Origin of the sequence: Nocardia beijingensis NBRC 16342, assembly GCF_001612785.1 — a bacterium.
Taxonomy (GTDB): Bacteria; Actinomycetota; Actinomycetes; order Mycobacteriales; family Mycobacteriaceae; genus Nocardia; species Nocardia beijingensis.
This window is the reverse complement of the sequence record NZ_BDBC01000038.1, coordinates 40015-61139: the sequence shown is the minus strand read 5'-3', so window position 1 is coordinate 61139 and position 21125 is coordinate 40015. Positions and strand designations below refer to the sequence as shown.

16 protein-coding genes are annotated in these 21125 nt (G+C 67.8%); 8 read left to right on the top strand and 8 right to left on the bottom strand.

Annotated elements, in window-relative coordinates; genetic code table 11:
- Nucleotides 1-83 precede the first annotated feature (83 nt).
- Nucleotides 84-2504 carry a heavy metal translocating P-type ATPase gene (locus NB3_RS21765; protein WP_067806475.1) on the bottom strand — a complete coding sequence of 807 codons (2421 nt, stop codon included), beginning with the start codon at nt 2502-2504 and terminating at the stop codon, nt 84-86.
- Between the two features lie 303 nt (nt 2505-2807).
- Here NB3_RS21765 and NB3_RS21760 point away from each other — a divergent pair, with 303 nt between their 5' ends.
- The 4 genes from NB3_RS21760 to NB3_RS21745 all read left to right on the top strand — a co-directional run bounded on the left by NB3_RS21760 (nt 2808) and on the right by NB3_RS21745 (nt 9603).
- Nucleotides 2808-4322: a bifunctional aminoglycoside phosphotransferase/ATP-binding protein gene (locus tag NB3_RS21760; protein ID WP_084823555.1), complete on the top strand. Its 1515-nt coding sequence runs from the start codon at nt 2808-2810 to the stop codon at nt 4320-4322.
- Between the two features lie 131 nt (nt 4323-4453).
- Entirely contained in the window at nt 4454-5953 is a 1500-nt protein-coding gene (locus tag NB3_RS21755; RefSeq protein ID WP_371855925.1) for a wax ester/triacylglycerol synthase domain-containing protein, read from the top strand.
- 306 nt (nt 5954-6259) lie between these two features.
- Nucleotides 6260-8980, top strand: coding sequence for a cation-translocating P-type ATPase (locus NB3_RS21750; RefSeq protein WP_067806472.1), 2721 nt, complete (start codon nt 6260-6262; stop codon nt 8978-8980).
- Between the two features lie 68 nt (nt 8981-9048).
- Nucleotides 9049-9603, top strand: coding sequence for a flavodoxin domain-containing protein (locus NB3_RS21745; RefSeq protein ID WP_067806470.1), 555 nt, complete (start codon nt 9049-9051; stop codon nt 9601-9603).
- Here NB3_RS21745 and NB3_RS21740 read toward each other — a convergent pair.
- Nucleotides 9593-9790, bottom strand: a complete 198-nt coding sequence (locus NB3_RS21740) for a hypothetical protein (protein WP_157111937.1) — start codon at nt 9788-9790, stop codon at nt 9593-9595. The genes NB3_RS21745 and NB3_RS21740 overlap by 11 nt on opposite strands.
- A gap of 151 nt (nt 9791-9941) precedes the next feature.
- On the opposite strand from NB3_RS21740, the gene ppsA reads away from it, so the two are divergent.
- Nucleotides 9942-12257, top strand: coding sequence for a phosphoenolpyruvate synthase (gene ppsA / locus NB3_RS21735; protein WP_067806464.1), 2316 nt, complete (start codon nt 9942-9944; stop codon nt 12255-12257).
- Between the two features lie 149 nt (nt 12258-12406).
- Here ppsA and NB3_RS21730 read toward each other — a convergent pair whose 3' ends face one another.
- From NB3_RS21730 to NB3_RS36855, 5 genes are all read right to left on the bottom strand, one after another.
- A complete protein-coding gene (locus tag NB3_RS21730; protein WP_067806462.1) occupies nt 12407-13306 on the bottom strand; it encodes a universal stress protein in 900 nt (299 codons plus the stop codon).
- A gap of 58 nt (nt 13307-13364) precedes the next feature.
- Nucleotides 13365-14354: an Acg family FMN-binding oxidoreductase gene (locus tag NB3_RS21725; protein WP_067806459.1), complete on the bottom strand. Its 990-nt coding sequence runs from the start codon at nt 14352-14354 to the stop codon at nt 13365-13367.
- A gap of 11 nt (nt 14355-14365) precedes the next feature.
- Nucleotides 14366-14551, bottom strand: coding sequence for an SDR family oxidoreductase (locus tag NB3_RS34395; protein WP_067806456.1), 186 nt, complete (start codon nt 14549-14551; stop codon nt 14366-14368).
- A gap of 207 nt (nt 14552-14758) precedes the next feature.
- Nucleotides 14759-14947, bottom strand: coding sequence for a hypothetical protein (locus tag NB3_RS21715; RefSeq protein ID WP_157111936.1), 189 nt, complete (start codon nt 14945-14947; stop codon nt 14759-14761).
- Nucleotides 14948-15067: 120 nt separating this feature from the next.
- Nucleotides 15068-15349, bottom strand: coding sequence for a universal stress protein (locus NB3_RS36855; protein WP_169810733.1), 282 nt, complete (start codon nt 15347-15349; stop codon nt 15068-15070).
- Nucleotides 15350-15403: 54 nt separating this feature from the next.
- Between NB3_RS36855 and NB3_RS21710 the strand changes: the two genes are divergently transcribed.
- The 3 genes from NB3_RS21710 to NB3_RS21700 all read left to right on the top strand — a co-directional run bounded on the left by NB3_RS21710 (nt 15404) and on the right by NB3_RS21700 (nt 18762).
- Complete coding sequence (locus NB3_RS21710) at nt 15404-15751, top strand: hypothetical protein (protein ID WP_067806451.1); 348 nt, start codon at nt 15404-15406, stop codon at nt 15749-15751.
- 51 nt (nt 15752-15802) lie between these two features.
- Entirely contained in the window at nt 15803-16705 is a 903-nt protein-coding gene (locus NB3_RS21705; RefSeq protein WP_067806446.1) for a universal stress protein, read from the top strand.
- Between the two features lie 263 nt (nt 16706-16968).
- Entirely contained in the window at nt 16969-18762 is a 1794-nt protein-coding gene (locus tag NB3_RS21700; protein ID WP_067806515.1) for an AMP-dependent synthetase/ligase, read from the top strand.
- A 1188-nt stretch (nt 18763-19950) separates the two neighbouring features.
- On the opposite strand, the gene NB3_RS21695 is transcribed toward NB3_RS21700, so the two are convergent.
- Nucleotides 19951-21093 carry an amidohydrolase family protein gene (locus tag NB3_RS21695; RefSeq protein ID WP_067806444.1) on the bottom strand — a complete coding sequence of 381 codons (1143 nt, stop codon included), beginning with the start codon at nt 21091-21093 and terminating at the stop codon, nt 19951-19953.
- Between the last annotated feature and the right edge of the window lie 32 nt (nt 21094-21125).

The window sequence follows — 21125 nt, the reverse complement described above, 5'->3', positions numbered from 1 at the left end:
ATGCCGCCCCCGACAACTCCGTTCCCGGCCCGGACGTCTGTCCGGCGGAGGAACTTGTCTCGGCCCGGTACCGGATACTCTGCTCACTCGCGGGCGACCGCAGCAGAGTCGGCCGCCCCTCGGGCGCTGGGACCTAGGTCATCAGACAGAACCGGGCAGGGAATTTCGACCGACGGCGCCAAGGTGAACAATGCTTCGTCTTCCTGCGCGAAATGCAGGGTGAGCACGGCATCCAGGCCATAGAGCGTGGCACGCAGATCATCGATCTGGTCCGCGCGGATTCCTTGCGGTGCATCGTCGAGGTGACGGCCGATACGTCGGATGAGGCGTTCGATCTCGGTGTGCTCTCTGCTCATCGTCACCATCGCCTCCGGATCGCGCAGATAGCCGGTCAACGCGGGATACAGTTCCGATTCCTCGGCGTGCTCATGCGGCAGTATGTCGTCCACCAGGAGTTCGAACGCGCGGCGGACCGCGGCGTCGGCATCCGGTCCTGGACCACTCGACAGGGCGTCGGCCGCCTGCCGTACGGACGCGCGTGCGGTCCGCAGCCTGCCGTGCTCACGCGTGAAGCGGGCTACCAGCGGCTCGATCGCCGCGGTCGGCCGACCCCGATGCACCCGCAGCGCGCGCAAGGCGTTCAAGATCACCGCGACATCGATGCCCTCCTGCAAGAGCGCGCCGGCCGCGGGCATCAGCAGTCCGAAAGCCGCGGCGATCATCGCCGCAAGTGACATCGCCATCCCGGCCGTCGCGCTCTGCACCGCCAGACGATGTGACCGCTGAGCGATCTCCACCGCATCGGCGAGCCGGTCGATGCGGTCGTCCACGATCACCGCGTCGGCAGCCTGTACCGCCGCCGTCGACCCGCGCGAGCCCAGAGCGACACCGACATCGGCGGCCGCCAGCGCGGGCGCGTCGTTCACTCCGTCGCCGACCATCACCGTCACACCGTTGTGGCGTTCCGCGCTGATGGCGGCGATCTTGTCGGCGGGGTCGGCGTCCGCGACGACTTCGGTGAGGCCGAGCAGACGGGCGACCTCGGCCGCGTTGTCCACTCGGTCGCCGGTCAGCATGAGCAGTCGTCGCAGACCCGCCGAGCGCAGTCTGCGCATCGTTCGCTCCGCGTCGACCCGAATGCGGTCGCGCACCAGCAGCGCTGCCACGGGCTGTTGATCGACGCACACCCACACCACGGCGGCCAGATCCAGCCGCGCCCGTCGCAGCGCCGCCAGCGCCCACGGTGCGGGCTCCGTCTGCGCCGGAAGCCGGCCGACCCGTACCACGTGGCCATCGACCATCCCGGTCGCCCCCTGCCCAGGTTCTTCCGAGACCCCGGCCGCGACCGCCCGCTCTGTACCGCGTGCCGCCGCCGCGGCGACCACCGCCCGCGCGAGCACATGCGGCGAGAATTCCTCCACCGCCGCTGCTTGACGTAGCACCTGCTCGGCGCGGATGCCGGGCGCGGTGACGATGTCGAGCACCTCCGGCCGTCCGACCGTCACGGTGCCGGTCTTGTCCATTGCCAGGCAACGCGCCTGCCCCAGAGTCTCGAGCGCGGCACCGTCTTTCACCACCACACCCGCCCGTGCTGTCCGCGACATCCCGGCCGTGATCGCGACCGGCACTGCCAGCAGCAGCGGGCACGGCGTCGCCGTGACGACCACCGCCACCGCCCGGACCGGATCCCCCGTTAACAGCCAGGCGGCGCCCGCGACGGCGAGAGCCACCGGCAAAAACCACACCGCGACGCGATCGGCCAGCCGCACGGTAGGAGCTGCCGCGGCCGCAGCCTGCCGCGCCAGCGTCACGATGCCGGCATAGGTGCTGGACTCGACCGTCGCCGCGGCTCGGATGTCCACGGCCGCGCCCGCGTTGACCACGCCGCTGCGCACCTCGGTATTCGCCCGGCGCACCACGGGGACCGGCTCCCCCGTCAGCGCCGATTCGTCGAAGACTCCCGCTGTGGTGAGAACGCCGTCGACCGGCACCGTCTCACCCGGCAGAACCACGACGAGATCTCCGGGCGTAATCGCTGTCGCGGCGACGGTCTCGATGCCGTCGCGGCGGCGGCGATGTGCCTGCGCCGGGGCCCGGCGCAACAAGGCGGACAGGTCATGTCCGGCGCGGCGTCCCGCGTACGCCTCCAGCGCCCGCCCCGTGGCCACCATAAGCGCGATCAGGGCGCCGGCGAAGTACTCACCGACGACCACCGCACCGACCAATGCCACCAGAGCGAGCAAATCGGCGCCGTAGCGCCGCTTCAGCAGATCCGACAGCACCCATGCCGTCGCCGGAACGAGCGCGGTCACCGTGGCCGCCAGCCATATCAGTTCAGCGGTCCGCGCACTGAACAGATGTATCGCGAGTCCTGCGGCGACCAGCACAGCTATCACGCACACCAACGCGAGTGCACCGGCGATCCGCCGCCGCGCGGGCCGCGATTCGCCGTCGGGCGCCGCCGCGGCGGCCTGTGGACCCGCATGGTTCGGCGGACGCGGCATGTACTGTCTCCGATCATCTCCGGCCGGTGCTGCGCCCCGGCCGCCGTGAGCTATGAATGCCGCCGCTCCCGCAGGAGCGATGTGACTCGAGCCTGTCCTGCTGTGGCGGATCACGGCAGGTCCACGGGTCGACGATCGCAGGGAAGATGGTCCCGACCGGATCGGACCAACGGCCTTCCTCGGCGCTCGGTGACACCACCGCACGGCACGGTATGCCCGCTGCGGCGCAGGCCATTGGACCCTAGGCAGCGCGGGTCGGCCCCCATCACGCTGTAGTCAACTCGTCTACCAGAGGGAGTCGTCATGACCGATGCCTCAGCCCTGGGCACCGCCGCCAACGAACCCTTCGCGCAGGTGCGCGAGACGCATACCGGGCTGGTGGTGCTGTGCGGAGACCGCGCCTACAAGGCCAAGAAACCGGTCGTCACGGATTTCCTCGATTTCGGCACGCCCGAGAACCGCGAGCGAGCCTGCGTTCGCGAAGTCGAGTTGAATCAGCGCCTGGCCCCCGACGTCTATCTCGGTCTGGCCCACCTGACCGACCCAGAGGGTGGCGCTCCGGAACCGATCATCGTGATGCGCCGGATGCCGGACGCGCTGCGCTTGTCCACCTTGCTCGCGGACTCGACCGGGCCGGCACCCGGTCTGTCCACTCTGGCGGAGACTGTCGCGAGTTTCCACGCGGCGGCGCGGCGCGGCGCGGACGTCGACCGCGCGGGCACACCGGAGCAGTTGCGACGACGCTGGGAGTCGCTGTTGCGGCCGCTGCGCGAACGCATGCCAGCGGCGAGCGATCCCGCCCTCCTCACTCTGGCCGGGGACTTGGCGATGCGCTTCATCGACGGCCGCACCGCCTTACTGGCACAGCGCATCGCCCAGGGCCGCCTCGTCGACGGCCACGGGGATCTGCTCGCCGAGGACATTTTCGTGCTGCCAGACGGCTTCCGCATCCTCGACTGTCTCGATTTCGACGACGAGCTGCGCTGCCTCGACGGCCTGGACGACGCGGCGTTCCTGGCGATGGATCTCGAATTCCTCGGATATACAAGAGAATCCATTTCGTTCTTGAACGACTACCTGCGCGCGGCAGACGATTCGCCTCCGCCATCGCTGCGGCACCACTACATCGCCTACCGGGCGACGGTCCGAGCCAAGACCGACAGTATCCGCGCCGAGCAAGGGGATCCACACGCCGCGGCGCGCGCCGGGCGACATCTCGCCATGGCCGTCGAGCACCTGGAACAGGGCGCCGTGCGTCTCGCGCTGGTCGGCGGCCTGCCCGGCACCGGTAAGTCCACCGTGGCGGCCCGTTTGGCAGCGGCGACCGGCGCCGCCGCGATCTCCAGCGACACCGTCCGCGCCGGTCTGCGCGCCGCGGGAGCCATCGAGGGCGCCTCGGGAACCTACGGCTCTGGCGCCTATCGGCACACGGCGAAGGAAGCGGTGTACACGCGAATGCTGGCGCGGGCCAGGGAGCTGCTCGAGCACGGTGTCTCGGTCGTCCTCGACGCCAGCTGGACCGACGCCGGCCAGCGCGCCCGCGCCGCCGCCCTGGCCGACGAGACACGCAGCGATCTGGTATCGCTGCGGTGCGCCTGTCCGCGCGCCATCGCCGCCGAACGACTCCGCACCAGGCCCCGAAGTGACTCGGATGCCACTCCCGCCATTGCGGACGCTTTGGCGGCCGAGGCAGCGCCGTGGCCCGAAGCCGTCGAGCTCGACACCACCCGAGCGGTCGAGGAATCAGTCGCCGAGGCGCTTCACGTCTGGCGCGGCGCGACGTTTCCGGCACCGGTCGCTGTCAGCCGTAGTAGGTGAGCGCGTTCAGCGGCAGGCACCTGCTTGCGGATGGTGACCCCAGCCGCGCGCCGCCGAGAGGACGAAGGACCTTCACAAAAAGGTCTTCGTCATCGACCGCGGGCCGAACCGAATCCAGCAGACTGAGTGGTATGGATACCGCGGAGTCCGCAGGTCCGGCGACAGTGCGCAGCATCTTCGCCGCGCGACTCTCGTCCCAGCACACCCACATGTCACAGTCGGACCTGTTCTCCTGGAACATGGAGCGTGATCCGGTCCTGCGCTCGACGATCGTCTCGGTTCTCGTGCTCGATACCGAGCCGAATCCGGACCGCCTGCTGCGGACGATGGAACTCGGCACCCGGATCGTCCCCAGGCTGCGGCATCTGCTCGTCGCCGCGCCGCTCGGCCTCGCCCCGCCGCGGTGGACGCCCGATCCGGATTTCGACCTGTCCTGGCATGTTCGACGATCCGTGCTTCCGGAACCGGCGGACATGAGCGCGGTGCTCGAATTCGCGCGGACCGAGGCCATGACCGGATTCGACCAGGCCCGCCCGCTGTGGCGCGCGACGCTGCTCAGCGGTTTGGACGGCACGCGATGCGCCTTGGTGCTGACGGTGCACCACAGCCTCACCGATGGCATCGGCGGCATCCAGATCGCCACGGCGCTGCTCGACTTCGATCGTATGGGCGCCGACCATGGTCGTCCGCCGGAGCCGAGAGCCGACTCCGCGAGCGCACTGCGCGACATCATGGCGTGGAACTTGGCCGTCGGCTCGGAACTCGTTGTGAGCGGCGTTCGCTCGACGCCGCCGACGGTACGGCGAGCCCTGCGCGATCCCGTCCGGGCGGTGCGCGATGGTGTCGCGCTGGCCAGTTCGCTCGTCCGCTTGGCCCGGCCGATCACCACGACGCTGTCGCCCGTGATGACCAGGCGGGGTCTCGGTCGGCGGGTGTCGGTGCTCGATGTGCCCCTCGAAGGACTGCGCGACACAGCACGTGCGACTGGCTGCACCTTGAACGATGCCTTCCTGACCGCCGTGGTGATCGGATTGCGCACTTATCACATCAGGCACGGAGCTACGCTCGACCAGCTGCGGGTGACGATGCCGATCAGCCTGCGCACGCCGGACGATCCGCTCGGCGGCAACCGCATCACCCTCGCCCGTTTCGCCTTACCGGCCGGCATCGCCGCGACCGCGGACCTGATGCGTGCTGTCGACACCGCGGTTTCGGGTTGGCGCCGGGAACCGGCGATTCCGCTGTCCGGTCTCGTCGCGGCCGCACTGAACCGCCTGCCCGCGAGGCTGCTCACCGAAATGCTCAAGCACGTCGACTTCGTCGCTTCCAACGTTCCTGGTTCCCCGGTGCCGCTCTACATCGCCGGGGCGCGGATCGACCGCATGTACTCCTTCGGTCCCACCATCGGTACCGCCGTCAACGTGACGCTGACCTCGCATGCGGGGACCTGCAACATCGGAATCAACGCCGACACCGCGGCCGTGCCGGACGCCGAAACGCTGACCGAGTGCCTCGCCGAAGGATTCGCCACCGTGCTACGACTCGGCAGCGAGCCCGCATCGGAAGCCGGGGGCGCATCTGCGGGAGAAGCCTCCCGGCCGTCGTACAAGCCCCGCCCGACGAGTGTCTAGTGGGGTAGTCGTCGTCGGCATCCTCGCCGAACCGTGAGCAAGAGGTACGCGCCGCTCCCGACCACACCATAGACGGTTCGCACCCCGTCGACGTGATCGACGACGCCCGCGTCCCCCCGACAGCGCCATGTCGTGTTCGCAGCGGCAGAGACCAAATGTCCAGCGGCGGTCGGCCCCGAGGACGGCGCGCGAAGCGGGACTTTCGCCCCTGTCCGGCGCCCACCGCGAAGCGCACGCTCGAGAGGTGGCTTCGGTGAAATGCGGGATACCGACACTGACGACCGATCGTGACGTGGCGGCGTCGCTGTGACCGGCCTGGTCGAAGCGGAGACCGGTCTCCGGATCGACCCGACCGAGCGGATCGATCTGCTGCTTCGCGATCTGCGCGGCAGCCGCAGCGGGCTCACCACGCGCGAGGCCGAACGGCGCCTGATCCACTACGGGCCGAACGTCCTCCGGCGCCGCGGCAGCCGAAGCCCACTGCGTGAGCTGGCACGCCAGTTCAGCCACCCACTGGCGCTGTTGCTGTGGGCGGCGGCCGGGCTCGCGGCCGCGGTCGGCATCGTCCCGGTCGCGATCGCGATCGTCGTCGTCATCATGATCAACGCGGGATTCGCGTTCGCCCAAGAGCGGCACGCCGAGCAGGCGGTGGAAGCGCTCGCCGCGTACCTGCCGATGCGAGCGAAGGTCGTGCGGGACGGCCAGATCGCAGAAGTGGAGGCGACCTGTGTTGTGCCCGGCGACGTCCTGGTCATCACCGAAGGTGACCGGATCTGCGCCGACGGACGGCTGCTCGACGGCGGCATCGAGGTCGATCTGTCCGAACTGACCGGGGAATCGATGCCGGTCTACCGCAGCGCCGACGCCGTAGACGCCGGAGTGCCGCGGGCGCAGGCCCGCGAACTGGTCTTCAGCGGCACCTCGTGCACCGAGGGCGAAGCCCGCGCGATCGTCTTCGCCACCGGCATGCACACCGAACTCGGGCGCATCGCGGCATTGTCCGAACGCGTCGAGCGCGACGAAAGTCCCCTCGAACATCAGGTACGCCGGGTCGCCTGGTTGATCGCGTTGATCTCGGTGCTGCTCGCGGCGGCGTTCATTCCGGTCGCGATGCTCGGGGCCGGACTGTCTCCGGTCAACTCCGTGGTCTTCGCCGTAGGGCTGCTGGTGGGTAATGTTCCGGAGGGTCTGCTGCCGGTGATCACCCTCGCGTTGGCGATCGGTGTGCGTGACCTGGCGCGCCGCGGCGCGGTGGTCAAACGCCTCAGCGCCGTGGAGACCCTCGGCTCCACCGATGTGATCTGCACCGACAAGACCGGCACCCTCACCGAGAACCGCATGCGGGTCGTCGTGATCGAGACCGCGACCGGTTCCCACGACCCCGACGCCACCTTCGGAAAGCGGGACGCCACTTTATCCCGGATTACCGAAGCAATGGTTGCCTGCAACAACGCGCGTCTCACCGACGCCGGATCCCCCGTCGGTGATCCCACCGAACTCGCACTGCTGACCGCGGCGGCAGCCCTGCACAAGCAGGACCTCATCGAACAACGAGAGCGTTTCCGGCAACGACTGTTCCACTTCGATCCGATACGCAAACGGATGTCGACCGTCGACGCGGACGAGACCGGTCGGCTGCGCGTACACGCCAAAGGAGCCCCGGAGTCAATGCTGCCGCTGTGCACTGCCGAACTCGGGGCCGACGGCAGCATCCGACCGCTGAGCGAACAACGCCGCGCACAACTCGACGAACGCGTCGATTCTCGCGCCCAGCAGGGGCTGCGGATGCTGGCCGTCGCCGAGCGTGATCTCGGCTCTTCCGCAGCTCCCCAGGACCGGGACCAAGCCGAGCAGGACCTGGTCCTACTCGGCCTGGTAGCCATGGAGGACCCGCCCCGACCCGGGGTCGCCGAGGCCGTGCGGCTGTGCCACGCGGCGGGCATCCGCATCATCGTCATCACCGGCGACCACGGCCTGACCGCTGCCGCGGTCGCCGACCAACTCGGCATCACGCGTGGACGGCCGACGGTGATCACCGGTGCCGAACTCGAGCGGATGAGCGAAGCCGAACTCGACCGGCTGCTTGCCGGGCCGACCGAACTCATCTTCGCCCGCTCCTCCCCCGAGGCAAAACTGCGCATCGCCGACGCGCTGCGCGCCGCAGGCCACGTCGTCGCCATGACCGGCGACGGCGTCAACGACGCGCCCGCATTGCGACGTGCCGACATCGGTGTGGCGATGGGCCGTTCCGGCACCGACGTCGCTCGCGAGGCCGCCACGATGGTGCTCACCGACGACAACTTCGCCACCATCACCGCCGCCATCCAAGCCGGTAGGCGGGTCTACGACAACATTCGCAAGTTCATCTGCTACATCTTCGCCCACACCACACCCGAAGTGACGCCGCTGCTGGTTTTCGCGCTCTCCGGCGGCGCGATCCCGCTGCCGCTGACCGTGATGCAGCTGCTGGCCTTCGACGTCGGCACCGAGACACTGCCCGCGCTGGCACTCGGACGAGAAGCCGCCGAGCCAGGCTTGATGCACCGGCCGCCCCGCAAGCGCAGCGAATCGGTGATCCGCACACCGATGCTGCTGCGCGCATGGCTGTTCCTCGGAGTGATCGCCGCGGTGCTTGCCATGGCGGGCTTCTTCTTCGTCCTGCTGCGGGGTGGCTGGCACCCGGGTGACCCCACCGGCCCGGGAACGCCACTGCACCACACGTATCAACAGGCAACCACGATGACCTTCTTCGGCATGGTCGCCGGCCAGATCGGCACCGCGTTCGCCGCGCGTACCGACCGCGCCTCACTGCGCTCCATCGGCGTCCTGTCCAATCGCCTGCTGCTCTGGGGAATCGGCTTCGAACTCGCCCTCGCGGCAGTGATCATCTACCTCCCGGTGCTGCAAAGTCTGCTCGGGACGGCCGCTCTCACCCCTGCCATGCTCGCGTTCACACTGCCGTATCCGTTCATCGTGTGGGGCGCCGATGAACTGCGGCGCTGGCTGCTGCGCCGCCACCGGCAGTGACGATGGTCCCCTGCGCCCAGGCACGAGTCCTCTCATCGGACACGGCGTAGGCGAGGAGGATTCTCGGCATGGACCAGGACAAACACCACATCGCGGTGGTCTACGCGACCGAACAGGGATCCACCCGCGACATCGCCGAATTCATCGGCACCGAGCTGTCGAGCCGCGACGCCATCGTCGAACTCGCCGATATCGATCACGCCCCCGAACTGTCCAACTTCGACACCATCGTGCTCGGCAGCGCAGTGCACAACATGAAACTGCTACCCTCTGTTACCGACTATGTCCACGCCCACCGAGACGAGCTGGTGGAAAAGGACGTGTGGCTGTTCAGCGTCGGCCTCGCCCCGGCACTGCGCGGCCCGATCGGCCGCCGCCTCGGGCGATTGGTCCCGAAGAAGATCGCCGGACTGCGCGATTCGGTCAGGGCGCACGACTACCGGGCGTTCGCCGGACGGTACGACAGCGACGGCATCTCCCTGCGGACCCGCGTGCTCTACCGACTGCTCGGCAAAGGCCGCTACGGGGACCTGCGCGACTGGGCAACCGTCCGCTCGTGGACCGACACCATCGCCCGCAGTCTCCGGCTGCCGTCGGCCCGTTCCACCACCATCACCCCATGACGAACACGTCCTGCCACTCCGGCTCCACGTGCTGGATGACACCGAGCGTTCCCGCTCGGCCGGACGGCCGGCACCTGTCCCTGCGCTCGTTGATCGGTGCTGAGCACGGTGAACTGTTCACGCGGGCTCTGGACTCGTACTCGACCGCCAGCGCGGCCACCGCGGTCGCGTAGGTCACGCTCGTCATCGGGGCCACCGTGTCCTGCACGCACCGGCTCCCGGTGCGGCGACGGGGGCCAATGGGCGTCACATGGGGACCTTCGGCCGTGGTGAACGCGCATCATGTCGAGTCAGGCTGACTACACGCGACATTGGAATTCCGATTGATCGGAGCCGTTATGGGCGACTATGTGGCCGACCTCGCCGGTCTGCGGCTGGTGGATGCCGACCGTGCGGGGGGCAAGGGCGCGAATCTCGGTGAGCTGGTGGCGGCGCACCTGCCGGTGCCGTCGGGGTACGTGATCCTCAAATCGTGTTACGAGGAGGTGATCATCCACGGGCCGCACGGCGCGGAACTCGACACCTTGCACGACGAGGCGCTGCGAGCGTCCGCACAGAGCGCTCGCTCCGACGAGGCAGGACTCGACGACCTGTGCACCCGGATGCGCAAGCTCGTGCACCAGACCCCGATGGCGGCAGCGGTGCGCGACGCCGTACTGGCCGCCTACCACCGGCTCGGCGATTCCGTTCCGGTCGCGGTGCGCTCGTCCGCGGTCGGCGAGGACAGCGCGACCGCCTCCTTCGCGGGAATGAATCTGTCGCGCACCAATATCCGCGGCGACGACCAGCTCATGGACGCGCTCGTCGACTGCTGGGCGTCGCTGTTCACCCCCCGCGTACTCACCTATCGCGCGCGCCGCGAGATGCACGAGCGCCCGGATATCGCGGTGGTGGTGCAGCGTATGGTCGCAGCACGCAGGTCGGGCGTGGCGTTCACCGCGGATCCGGCGACCGGCCGTCGCGATCGCGTGGTGATCGAGGCGGCCCGCGGACAAGGCGAGGTGGTGGTTTCCGGCGCCACCGAACCCGACACCTACATGCTCGACGCCAAGGGACCCACGCTGATCGCCGCTCGCACGGGCCACCAGGAATACGCCATCGTGCCCGGACCCGACGGCGACCAGCGGATCCAGCTGAGCGACGAACAAGCGGCGGGCCAGGTGCTCAGCGAGGACGAAGCCGTGTCGGTAGCCCGAACGGCTTTGCGGGTACAACAGTTGCACGGCGGCCGTCCCCAAGATGTCGAATGGGCCTTCGACGACGAGCGGCTGTGGCTGGTGCAGGCTCGGCCCATCACCACCCTGACGGGGCGGCCCGACGGAAAGCCCGCAGCGCACGCGGCGGCCCCCGCTCAGGTTCTACTGCGCGGCCTCGCCGCCGCACCTGGACGAGCCAGCGGCGCCGTACGCATCTTGCGGTCACCGTCCGAGGGTTCGGCACTGCACGCCGGCGAGGTCCTCGTCGCGACCATGACCAATCCCGACTGGCTGCCCACCATCTCACGAGCATCAGCCCTGGTCACCGACAGCGGCGGAATGACATGCCACGCCGCGATCGTCGCGCGCGAACTCGGCGTGCCCTGCGTGGTCGGCACCCGCACAGCGACCACAACCCTGACCGAGGGCGCCGTCGTGACCGTCGACGGCTCCGCGGGCCAGATCCGAGCAGGGCGTTCGGAACCGGTGCAGGCCGAACCTCGCCCGTCGGCGCCGACCGCTGCGCCGGAATCGACCGCGACCCGCATCTACGTCAATCTCGCATTACCGGATGTCGCCGAACGCGTCGCGGCCACCGACGTCGACGGCGTCGGATTGCTGCGCGCGGAAACGCTGATCACACAGGCGCTCGACGGACGTCATCCCCGGGATCTGATAGCGCGGGGTGAGAAGGAACTCTTCGTCGAACGGCTGTCGGAACCCTTGCACAGGATCGCTACGGCGTTCGCCCCCCGACCGGTGATCTACCGGGCGACCGATCTGCGGAGCAACGAATTCCGCGATCTCGCCGGTGGAGCAGTCTATGAACCCGACGAACGCAATCCGATGATCGGGTACCGCGGCTGCTATCGCTACATCCGCGAACCGGAGGTGTTCGCGCTCGAACTCACCGCGCTCGCGCTCGTCCGCGAGAAGACGCCGAATCTGCACCTGATGATCCCGTTCGTGCGCACCCGCTGGGAACTCGAGGCCTGCCTCGACCTCATCGATGGCAGCCCGCTGGGCCACCACCGCGGATTGCACCGCTGGGTGATGGCGGAAGTCCCCTCGGTGGTGCACTGGCTCCCCGAATACGTGGGCCTCGGCATCGACGGCGTCTCCATCGGCAGCAACGACCTCACGCAGTTGCTGCTCGGCGTCGACCGTGACTCCGACACGTGCGCCGAGCTGTTCGACGAATCCGACGCCGCCGTACTCGACGCGATCGGCAGGATCATCGAGACGGCCCGGCGGCTGAAGATCACGTCCTCGCTGTGCGGACAGGCGCCCTCGACGCGCCCGGAGTTCGCCGAATACCTGGTGCGGATGGGCATCACCTCGATATCGGTGACACCGGACGCCGTGCCCGCCGCCCGTCGGGCGATCGCCGCCGCCGAGCGGAGAGTTCTGCTCGAGCAAGCGCTCGCCACGCGGGAGACTCCTCCTCAGCGGGCGTAGTCAGGTCCTCACCGGCGGTAGTCAGCCGATACGGCCTCAACGGGTTCGCACGCGGTGGTCTGCGCGGCGTGTGCGGTCGGCAGTCGCCCGCAAATCGCCGTTCGCGTCGGCACAGCGGAACAGGGCAAGCGCCCCTCGACCTACCCGCGTCACCGCTGACGCACGATGATGACGGGGCACTCCACCGAATGCAGCAAAGCCGCGCTGGTGGAACCGAGCAACATGCCGGTGAACCCACCGCGGCCATGGCTGCCCACCACGAGCAGCTGAGCCTCGTCCGATTGGTCGAGCAAGGACCGAACCGGCCGATCACGGACCAGGACACGTCGCACGGCGACGTCCGGGTAGCGTTCGCCGCATCCGGCGAGATTCTCCGCCAGCAACGCGTCCTCGCGTTCCCGCACAGTGTCCCACCCTGGCACGAGGTCGATGCCACTCGAATCGCTCCACGCGTGCAGCGCGATCACACCGACCTTGCGTCGCGACGCCTCCTCGAAGGCGAGCTCGACGGCGGGCATGCTGTTGGTGCTGCCGTCCACTCCCACCAAAACCGGTTTCCCCGCGGAAAAGGCATCGGTCGCCGACGTCGAACGCACGACCGCGACCGGACAGTGGGCGTGCCGAGTCATCGCCGTGCTCACCGACCCGAGCAACTCACGCCGGAACGCACCGAGGCCGCGGCTACCGACGACCAGCATCCGCGCGCTCTGGGACCGGTCGATCAGGTCGGGGATGATCGGTGCGACAGTCAACTCGGTGCTGATCGTCAGCGCCTCGCCCGTCGCGGTCGTCCTGGCCACGCGAGCGGCTTCCGTGAGCACCCTTTCGCCGTCTTTGCGCAGCCACTCCACATCGGCTTCGGTGAGAGTGGCCCCCGGGCCGTATCCCGGCCGCACAGGGACGGAGGTGACGATGAGCAGCCGGGCCCGATGCAGGGCGGCGTCGGCCGCCGCCCACGCCGCCGCGTGATATGAGGTGGCCGAACCGTCGACAGCCACCACGATCGGCCTGTCGATCGGTCCGCCGGTTCCCGTCGAGTGCTCCGTCATCGCGTTCTCCTCGGTCCCAGGTCGGTCGTGACGCCTCCGTGGCAATCGGTTCGCACGATCACGACTCCGGCGAACCCAACTGCTGCACCACCTCGGCGAGCGGGCGGCGTGGCGTGGGCGGTACCGGGTCGGCGCTTGTGACCGCATAACCGGCCCGGATGATGATCTGCGGAAATCCGGTGTCGTCCAGAACGTCGGCGCGAATGCGTCTCCTGGTGTCGGCCAACTCCATCGGCTCGGTCAGCGGACAGGTCGCCAGACCGAGTGTCGTCGCGGTCAGAAGCACCGCACTCGCGGCCTCCCCCGCGCGCAGCTGGGACAATCGGTCGTCGCTACTGGTGCTCAGCAACAGCATTCGATCGGCGGCATCGATGTCGCGCACCACAGCCTGTGGCAATCCCGGATTCGAAAAGGGGCGTACGGTGGGATCGGCTTCGGTCAACACTGCATTGCGCGCGGGCACCCCTTGCGGCGCCGCGTGCCTGCCGCTCCACTGCGCCAGCTCGGCACCATAGGAGACGTCACGGGCGTGTTGCCAGGCCGCTTGTTCGAACGCGCGCAGCAACTGGGTCCGCCCCGGTTCGGCGTCGACATCGTGCACGAGCACCCCGGTGGCCAGTCCGGCGTCGATCATGGCCTCGATATGCGCCGCCGGTACTTCCCACGAGCTGAAGCGCCGGCGATCCGTGCTGCGCCTGCTGATGGCACGCGCCAACTCGACGTCCTCGGGACTGCAAGTGGTCCGACGGAACTCGATCGACGCGAGGTGCTCGGGCGCGGCCGGATTCGGTAGCCGATGGATCAGCGTCTCCCACCCCTCCGCACGTGCGGCTACTCGGAAATGATGCAAAGCCGCACCACAACTGAGCAGCAGATCGCGTCCGTCGGGATCGGTGTGCGGCAACCTCCGGCTCTCGTCGGCGTACAGGTGCACCGTCTCATGTCCGAGCCGCCACAGCCATGGCTGGGTGTTGTGCACCGATGGCGCCCGAGACGCCAGCGCCAACGCGGATCGAAGGGTCTCGGGGTCGGGGTGTGTTCTCGGCATCGCTCGCCCTCTCAAGAGTCGTCCGGTAGGCCCAGAACCTGACCGGCGGTGACACCACCGTCGAGCACGAATTCCGAGCCGGTCGAGTAGGTGGCCTCGGTGACCAGGAATCGCACCATCGCGGCCACCTCCTCAGGCTGACCGAAGCGGGCCAGCGGCTGGTTCGCGGCGACGGATTCGTCCATCGCCGCCGTCATCGGTGGATGAGAATAGGACCCGGGTGAATCGAGCACTGCTCCTTCGCCAGAGCGGCTGCGCCGATACCGCGCGCGCCGCCGGTGACGAGAGCGCTTCTACCGGTGAGTTCAACCATGACGATCAATCACCTTTCCGCCGGTGCTGTCGGCTTTGTCGACTCTGATTCAGCATCGCGCGAACCTAGCGAAGCGGGTGACGGCCGAAGGTCACCGAATGCCGGGTCCTCTGTCCACCTTCGGCTCGGCTGTCGCGCCGGGAGCGGTGGTCGCGGCGGCGCGCCGATCCCCCGGCGGGTAGCCGCCCAGGGGCGGCAGCGCCGACTGCGAGCCGAGCACGGAGCCGCCGTGTCCATCGGCCCGGCAGGCGAAGGTGTCGGCATCGCCTACAGCCTTCACCGCGCGGGTACGGACGGTGCTCCGATGAACCGGCGCTGCCTTCGACCATCGCGCTCCCGCCGCCATCGGTCGAAACATCTGACGTCTGTCTCCCCCCGAGTAGGTAGAATTCTGGTGCAGTCAGACGCGAACGGATCCAGGCTCCCGCGCGTATCGCTCCACGCGTGCAGAGCGATCAACTCCTCCTCGCGAGGCTTCTTCGAATGCCAGCAACACAGCAGGTCGGCAGCGGCGTGTTCCGCCCACCCCGACCAGGACCGGTTCACCCATCGACCCCGCATCCGTGACGGGCGCGGAGCGAACGATGCCGACCGGGCATCGGGCGTTCTTGATCACCGCTGCGCTCACCGAACCGGGCAATCGTCGCCTGAACGCCCCCAGACCACGGTTGCCGACGACCACTTGATGGAGGGTCGTCGGACGTTCCGGCCGGGGCCATCGGACTCTAGGCGCGCCATGGACATCGGGACGAGCCTGATGCTCATGTCCCCTATAAGCGATTCACTGGAAGCGTCCTTGCACCTCGCTCGCCGGATCGTCACCGAGCCGCCGATGCGCCTGCGCTCGATGCTGCGCGACAAGACCGGGGGCGAGCAGGCCGCGGCAGCGGACGCCCACACCGAGCGACTCGACGAACTGGAACACCGGCTTCTGCTGCTCGGTGACACCATCGCGGTTCTCGCACGCGGGCTCGAACAGTTGCCGAGCAGCGACACCGACGACCGACGCCGGGCCGATGCGGCCCAGCAAGCTCACCGCATTCTCATCGCCGAGCATCTCACCACCACATCGGCACCGCAGTAGCTCGCGACGACGCCGAGGCGCACCGGCCTAGGCAGGGAGAGAGACCAACAGATGCCCGTGAGCAGCAATCCGCCTGTCCTGGTCGGCGTCGACGGCTCACCCATCGCGCTTGCCGCACTGCGCTGGGCTGCCGCCGATGCCGCTCGGCGCAACCTGCCGCTACACCTCATCTACGCGATCGGTGTGCTCGGTGACTTCGAATCGGGGTTCGAACTGGACCAGTTCGACTTCGACAGTTATCGGCGAGGCGGGCTGGGCGCACTCGAAACCGCCCGCGCGGCCGCCATCTCCGAAGCCGCGCCGATCGCCGAACTCGAGATCACCACCGAACTGGTGGACGCGCCTCCGATCCCGGTCCTGCGCGATCGCTCGAAGGCCGCGCGACTGCTCGTCCTTGGCACCCACGGGCTCGGCGCCGTCAACCGCAAACTCCTGGGATCGGTGAGCACCGCTCTGGCGCGGCACGCGGCATGCCCGGTCGCGGTCATCCCGGAAACCGTCGCACCACCGGACGGACCGGTGGTAGTCGGAGTAGACGGCTCACGAGCTAGCGTGCACGCCGTAGAGATCGCCTTCGATGAAGCCGCTTTCCGTGGCGTCGAACTCGTCGCGGTACACACCTGGTCGGGTTTCCTGCGCTTCGGATCATCCGACCAAATGCAGATGGAGGGCGAAGAATTGCTCTCCCGGAGTATCGCCGGATTCGGCGAGAAGTATCCGGAGGTCCCGGTGCACCGCATCGTGACCGAGGATCGTCCCGCCGAACGGCTTCTCATGATCGGCGACAAAGCTCAGCTCATCGTCGTCGGCAGCCACGGTCGCGGCGGCTTCGCCGGAATGACGCTCGGCTCGGTCGGTCAGTCCGTCCTGCACGCGGCCGAGGTTCCGGTGATCATCGCGAGATCGGCGAGTGACCATGGAACGGGCGAAACTGGGGCCCATCGTGGCGGGTGATGCCGATACGCTCGGTTTCCACAACGGGCAGCAGGGTCGACGGTCTTTCTCTTCCACGCCGTCGGACTGCGGCTCGTAGAGCCGTGTGTTGTGCGGCAGGGCGGCCGAGCATTGCTCGTCGAAGAGGACCTACGTCCTTTCGCGCGACTGCCAACGTCCGTCGCGACTGCCGTGTGATGCGGACCATACTCGGTAGTGCGCGGCTCATCCAGGTCGAGCGCATCGTGCGCCCCTCCGGCAGCGCGGAGGAGGGACCACCGGTCATGCAGGAATTCGGACTTCCGGCCCTGTACCAAGTGCCCGCCGAGGCGAACCTCACCGACCTGATCGAACGTAACGCCGAACAGTACCCGGACCTGGCGGTCATCTCCCGCAAGGTGAATGGGCGCTGGCAGGATGTGACTGCCGCCCAGTTCCGCGCGGAAGTGCGGGCGACGGCGAAAGGGCTGATCGCCGCGGGCATCCAGGTGGGCGATCGGGTGGCCGTCATGTCTCGCACCCGGTACGAATGGATGCTGTTGGACTTCGCGATCTGGTACACGGGCGCGGTTTCGGTCCCCGTCTATGAAACGTCCTCGTCCGAACAAGTGCAATGGATTGTCTCGGATTCGGGTTCGTCCGCCATTGCCACAGAAACCGATCACCACACAGCAGTGGTCGCCGCAGTACGCGATCAATTGCCGAAATTGGCGCACACCTGGCAGATCGATACCGATGCCGTCGCGACCCTGACAGCGGAAGGCGCACGCATCGATGACACCACCGTGGCCGAGCGCCGCACTGCCGTCACTGCGGACGCGCTGGCGACGATCGTGTACACCTCAGGCACCACCGGCCGCCCGAAAGGCTGTCAGCTGACCCACGGCAACTTCCTGGCCGAACTGGGCAACATCACCGCCAGGCTGCCAGAGCTGTTCCGCATCGGAGAGTCCTCGGTGCTGTTGTTCCTGCCGCTGGCACACGTGCTCGGCCGCATCGCCGAAGTCGCCGCCGCGTACGTCCCGGTCGACATCGCCCACGTCAGCGACGTCAAGGACGTCACAGCTGAACTCGGCACATTCCGGCCGACGTTGATCTTGGGCGTACCCCGGGTCTTCGAGAAGGTGTACAACACCGCCCGCACAAAAGCGGCGCTCGACCATCGGGAACGAATCTTCGACCTGGCCGCCACGACCGCGATCGATTACAGCCGCGCCCGCGACCACGGGCGAATACCGCTTCCGCTCCGCCTCCGGCACGCGCTGTTCGATCGACTGGTCTACCGACGGTTGCGCGCCGCGCTGGGCGGGCGTGCCACGCACGCCATATCCGGCGGCGCGCCGCTCGGCGAACGGCTCGGCCATTTCTACCGGGGACTCGGCTTCACTGTGCTGGAGGGATACGGACTGACCGAGACCTGTGGGGCCGCCACCTTCAATCCCGATGACCAGCCCAAAATCGGCACGGTCGGCCAGCCGCTGCCGGGCTCGTCGGTCCGGATCGATGACGACGGCGAAATCTTGCTGCGCGGACCGAATGTATTCACCGGATACTGGAACAACCCGCGCGCCACCACCGAGTCGTTCTGCGACGGCTGGTTCGCCACGGGCGACCTCGGCACTCTCGATGACGACGGGTACCTCAGCATCATCGGACGCAAAAAGGAAATCATCGTCACCGCCGCAGGCAAGAACGTCGCGCCCGCCGTGATCGAAGACCGCATCCGCGCCAACGCCATCATCGGCGAGGTGATCGTCGTCGGCGACGGCAAACCGTTCATCGGTTGCCTGCTGACCATCGACGACGAGCACTTTCCCCTCTGGAAACAGCTCCACGACAAACCCCCCGATGCCAGTGTCGATGAACTCGCCACCGATCCCGATCTCCTGGCCGACATCCAGGCCGCCGTCGACGACGGCAACCGAGCCGTCTCCCGCGCCGAGGCCGTCCGCAAGTTCCGCCTGCTGCACACCAGGCTGACCGAAGCCAACGGCTACATCACCCCGTCGTTGAAGCTGAAACGCAACATCGTGCTCCGCGACTTCGCCACGGAGATCGCCGCGATGTACAGCGACTGACCGCGGATCGGCGCAACCCGGCTGAGACTCATTTGCGCACAGCCGCTTGGCGACCTGATGGCGTACGCCAATAGATTCCGCGGTCGTCGGACTCTTCGCGGTCGGGGACAACAGAATCTCGTCGACCCGCCGCTGACGCTCGGGTCGGGCCGTGCACTGTGCTGGCAGACCACTGATCTAGATCTACTCACCGATGCCCCCGTGCTCGTCGATCCGGGCGCCGACCAGCGAGGCCGACTGCGCGAGAGGCTGGGGTATGCGCTCGACCCCGCTCCGACGATCGCAGTCACCATGCAGGATCAAGCCGCACGGCGATGCATTGCCTGACGTGACCCTGACGGACCCCGGTGATCGGTCCGGTGGACCGATCACCGGGGTCACATGTGTTGAGGCAAGGACAAGGCGCTGTAGGGAGCGGCTTTTTCGGCGAAACCTGCTCGTCCTGGCCGCCGTGGATCTGACGATAGTTAAGCGGCCCACGCGCCGCCATAGACAGACCACACCGACAGTTCGCTTCCGGGCCGGGCGCTTGTACGCACACGAACCGCAGATCCATCAGCGTTTCAGCAGGTCGATCTCTGTGCTTACCGCGTGTGTCCTCCTCGCGACACGATCACCCCCGCCGCCCCACGACTCCTTCATCCAACCCCTACACGCCACCGTCGAATACCGAAGATGTAGAGATGTAGAGAGGTCACAGTGGCGTTTGCCAGAAAATAGCTACCATGCAGGACTCGTCGGCGCGTCTTGCCGGCGACACGTTGACGAGCCAGACCGATTCCAATGCGGCCGGATCGCTCCGACTTCGAGCAGCCGATTCGATCCATCTCACCAAAATCTCACACTTTCGGCGGGAAATGTCCGGATACGATGAGGCTTCTCCAGCACCGAGCTTCACCGAAATCTCGTTCCGACCAGGAACGATGAGATGGCTTCGGATCGGTCGAGGAAACTTGAACCCAGGTCAAGTGTCACCCCGACAACGAAAACCCCTTCCGACCAGCCTCGGAAGGGGTTTCTCGTTCGATGGAGAGGCGACGGGATTCGACCCATCTCACCTCGAAGGCATCATCGACCGCGGTGGCCACACCCTTGGGGAAGGTTCGCGGGGTCACCCAGGCGAAGTCCTCGCCGCGGGCCGCGGGCCAGGTGCGGCCGAAGTTGGCTCCTCTTAGCGAGATAGACCCCTCAACCATCGATAGCTTCGGCCAGGCGTGGCAGTTGGCGTAGTGGGTTGTGGTGTTCGATTTCCATTCGTTGGTCCGCGTCGAAGAGGGTGCTGAGTCCCGGTGCTGGGTCGTGGTTGCCGGTTTGGGGCAGGGTGGCCGCGCTGAAGGGCCAGTCAGATCCGAAGACGATGTGGTCGCGTCCGGTGACGGCCAGGACGGCGGCCATCGCGGCGGGCGAGGCGCTGAGGGCGGTGTCGTAGTAGAAGCGTGAGATCTGGTTGCCGATGTCGAGTACGGAGGGTTTGGGCAGGTCGTCGGGCCACAGGTCGCCGATCACGGTCTGGGAGGCGACGCCGACGCGGTGGGACAGGAATGGCAGTGTGCCGCCGGCGTGGGCGAGTTGGAATCGGATGCCGGGGTGGCGCTGGGTGACGCCGGTGACCATCATCATGGTCGCGGCGCGGGTGGTGTCGAAGGTGAACTCTTCCAGGAAGTCCGGTAGGGGCAGTTCGGGTTTCGCGTCGGCGGGGATGGCGGCGGGGTGGACGAACACGAAGGCGTTGCGCTGGTTCAGTACTGCCATCAACGGCTCGAAGCGAGGATCACCGAGGTAGGCGCCGTTGTAGGCGCTGAGCAGGACGACACCGTCCAGGTGCAGGGTGTCCAGCGCGAAGATCGCTTCCTCGATCGCCGCGGGGATGTCCGGCATGGGCAGTACGGCGAAGGCGCCGAAGCGGGTGGGGTGGCGGCGGAACAGGTCGGCGGCGTAGGTGTTGCAGTAGCGCGCCATGTCGACGGCTTCGCGGCCGCTCAGGTAGGTGACGCCGGGGTCGGAGATCGACAGGACTTGGGCCTGGATGCCGTAGTAGTCCATGAACCCGATCGCCTCCTCCGGTGACCAGTTCGGCGTGGGGTAGCCGCCGATGGTGAGGTGACCGTGTTCGAGCAAGGATGCCCGGTAGTCCGCCGGCAGGAAATGGGCGTGTAGGTCGATCCGATAGGTCCCCGACGGGGGCGGCTGCTGTCGGCGGGCGGGCGTGGCTTCGGCGCGAGCGGTCGGACGGCCGGCTGCGGACAGCGCGGCTATGCCGACGGTGGTCGTCGCCGCGCCGAGCAGACGGCGGCGACTGGTCGAGGCGGTCGGGAAGATGCGTGAGGTCATCGATTCTCTTTCACGAGTCGGTGCGAGGGTTC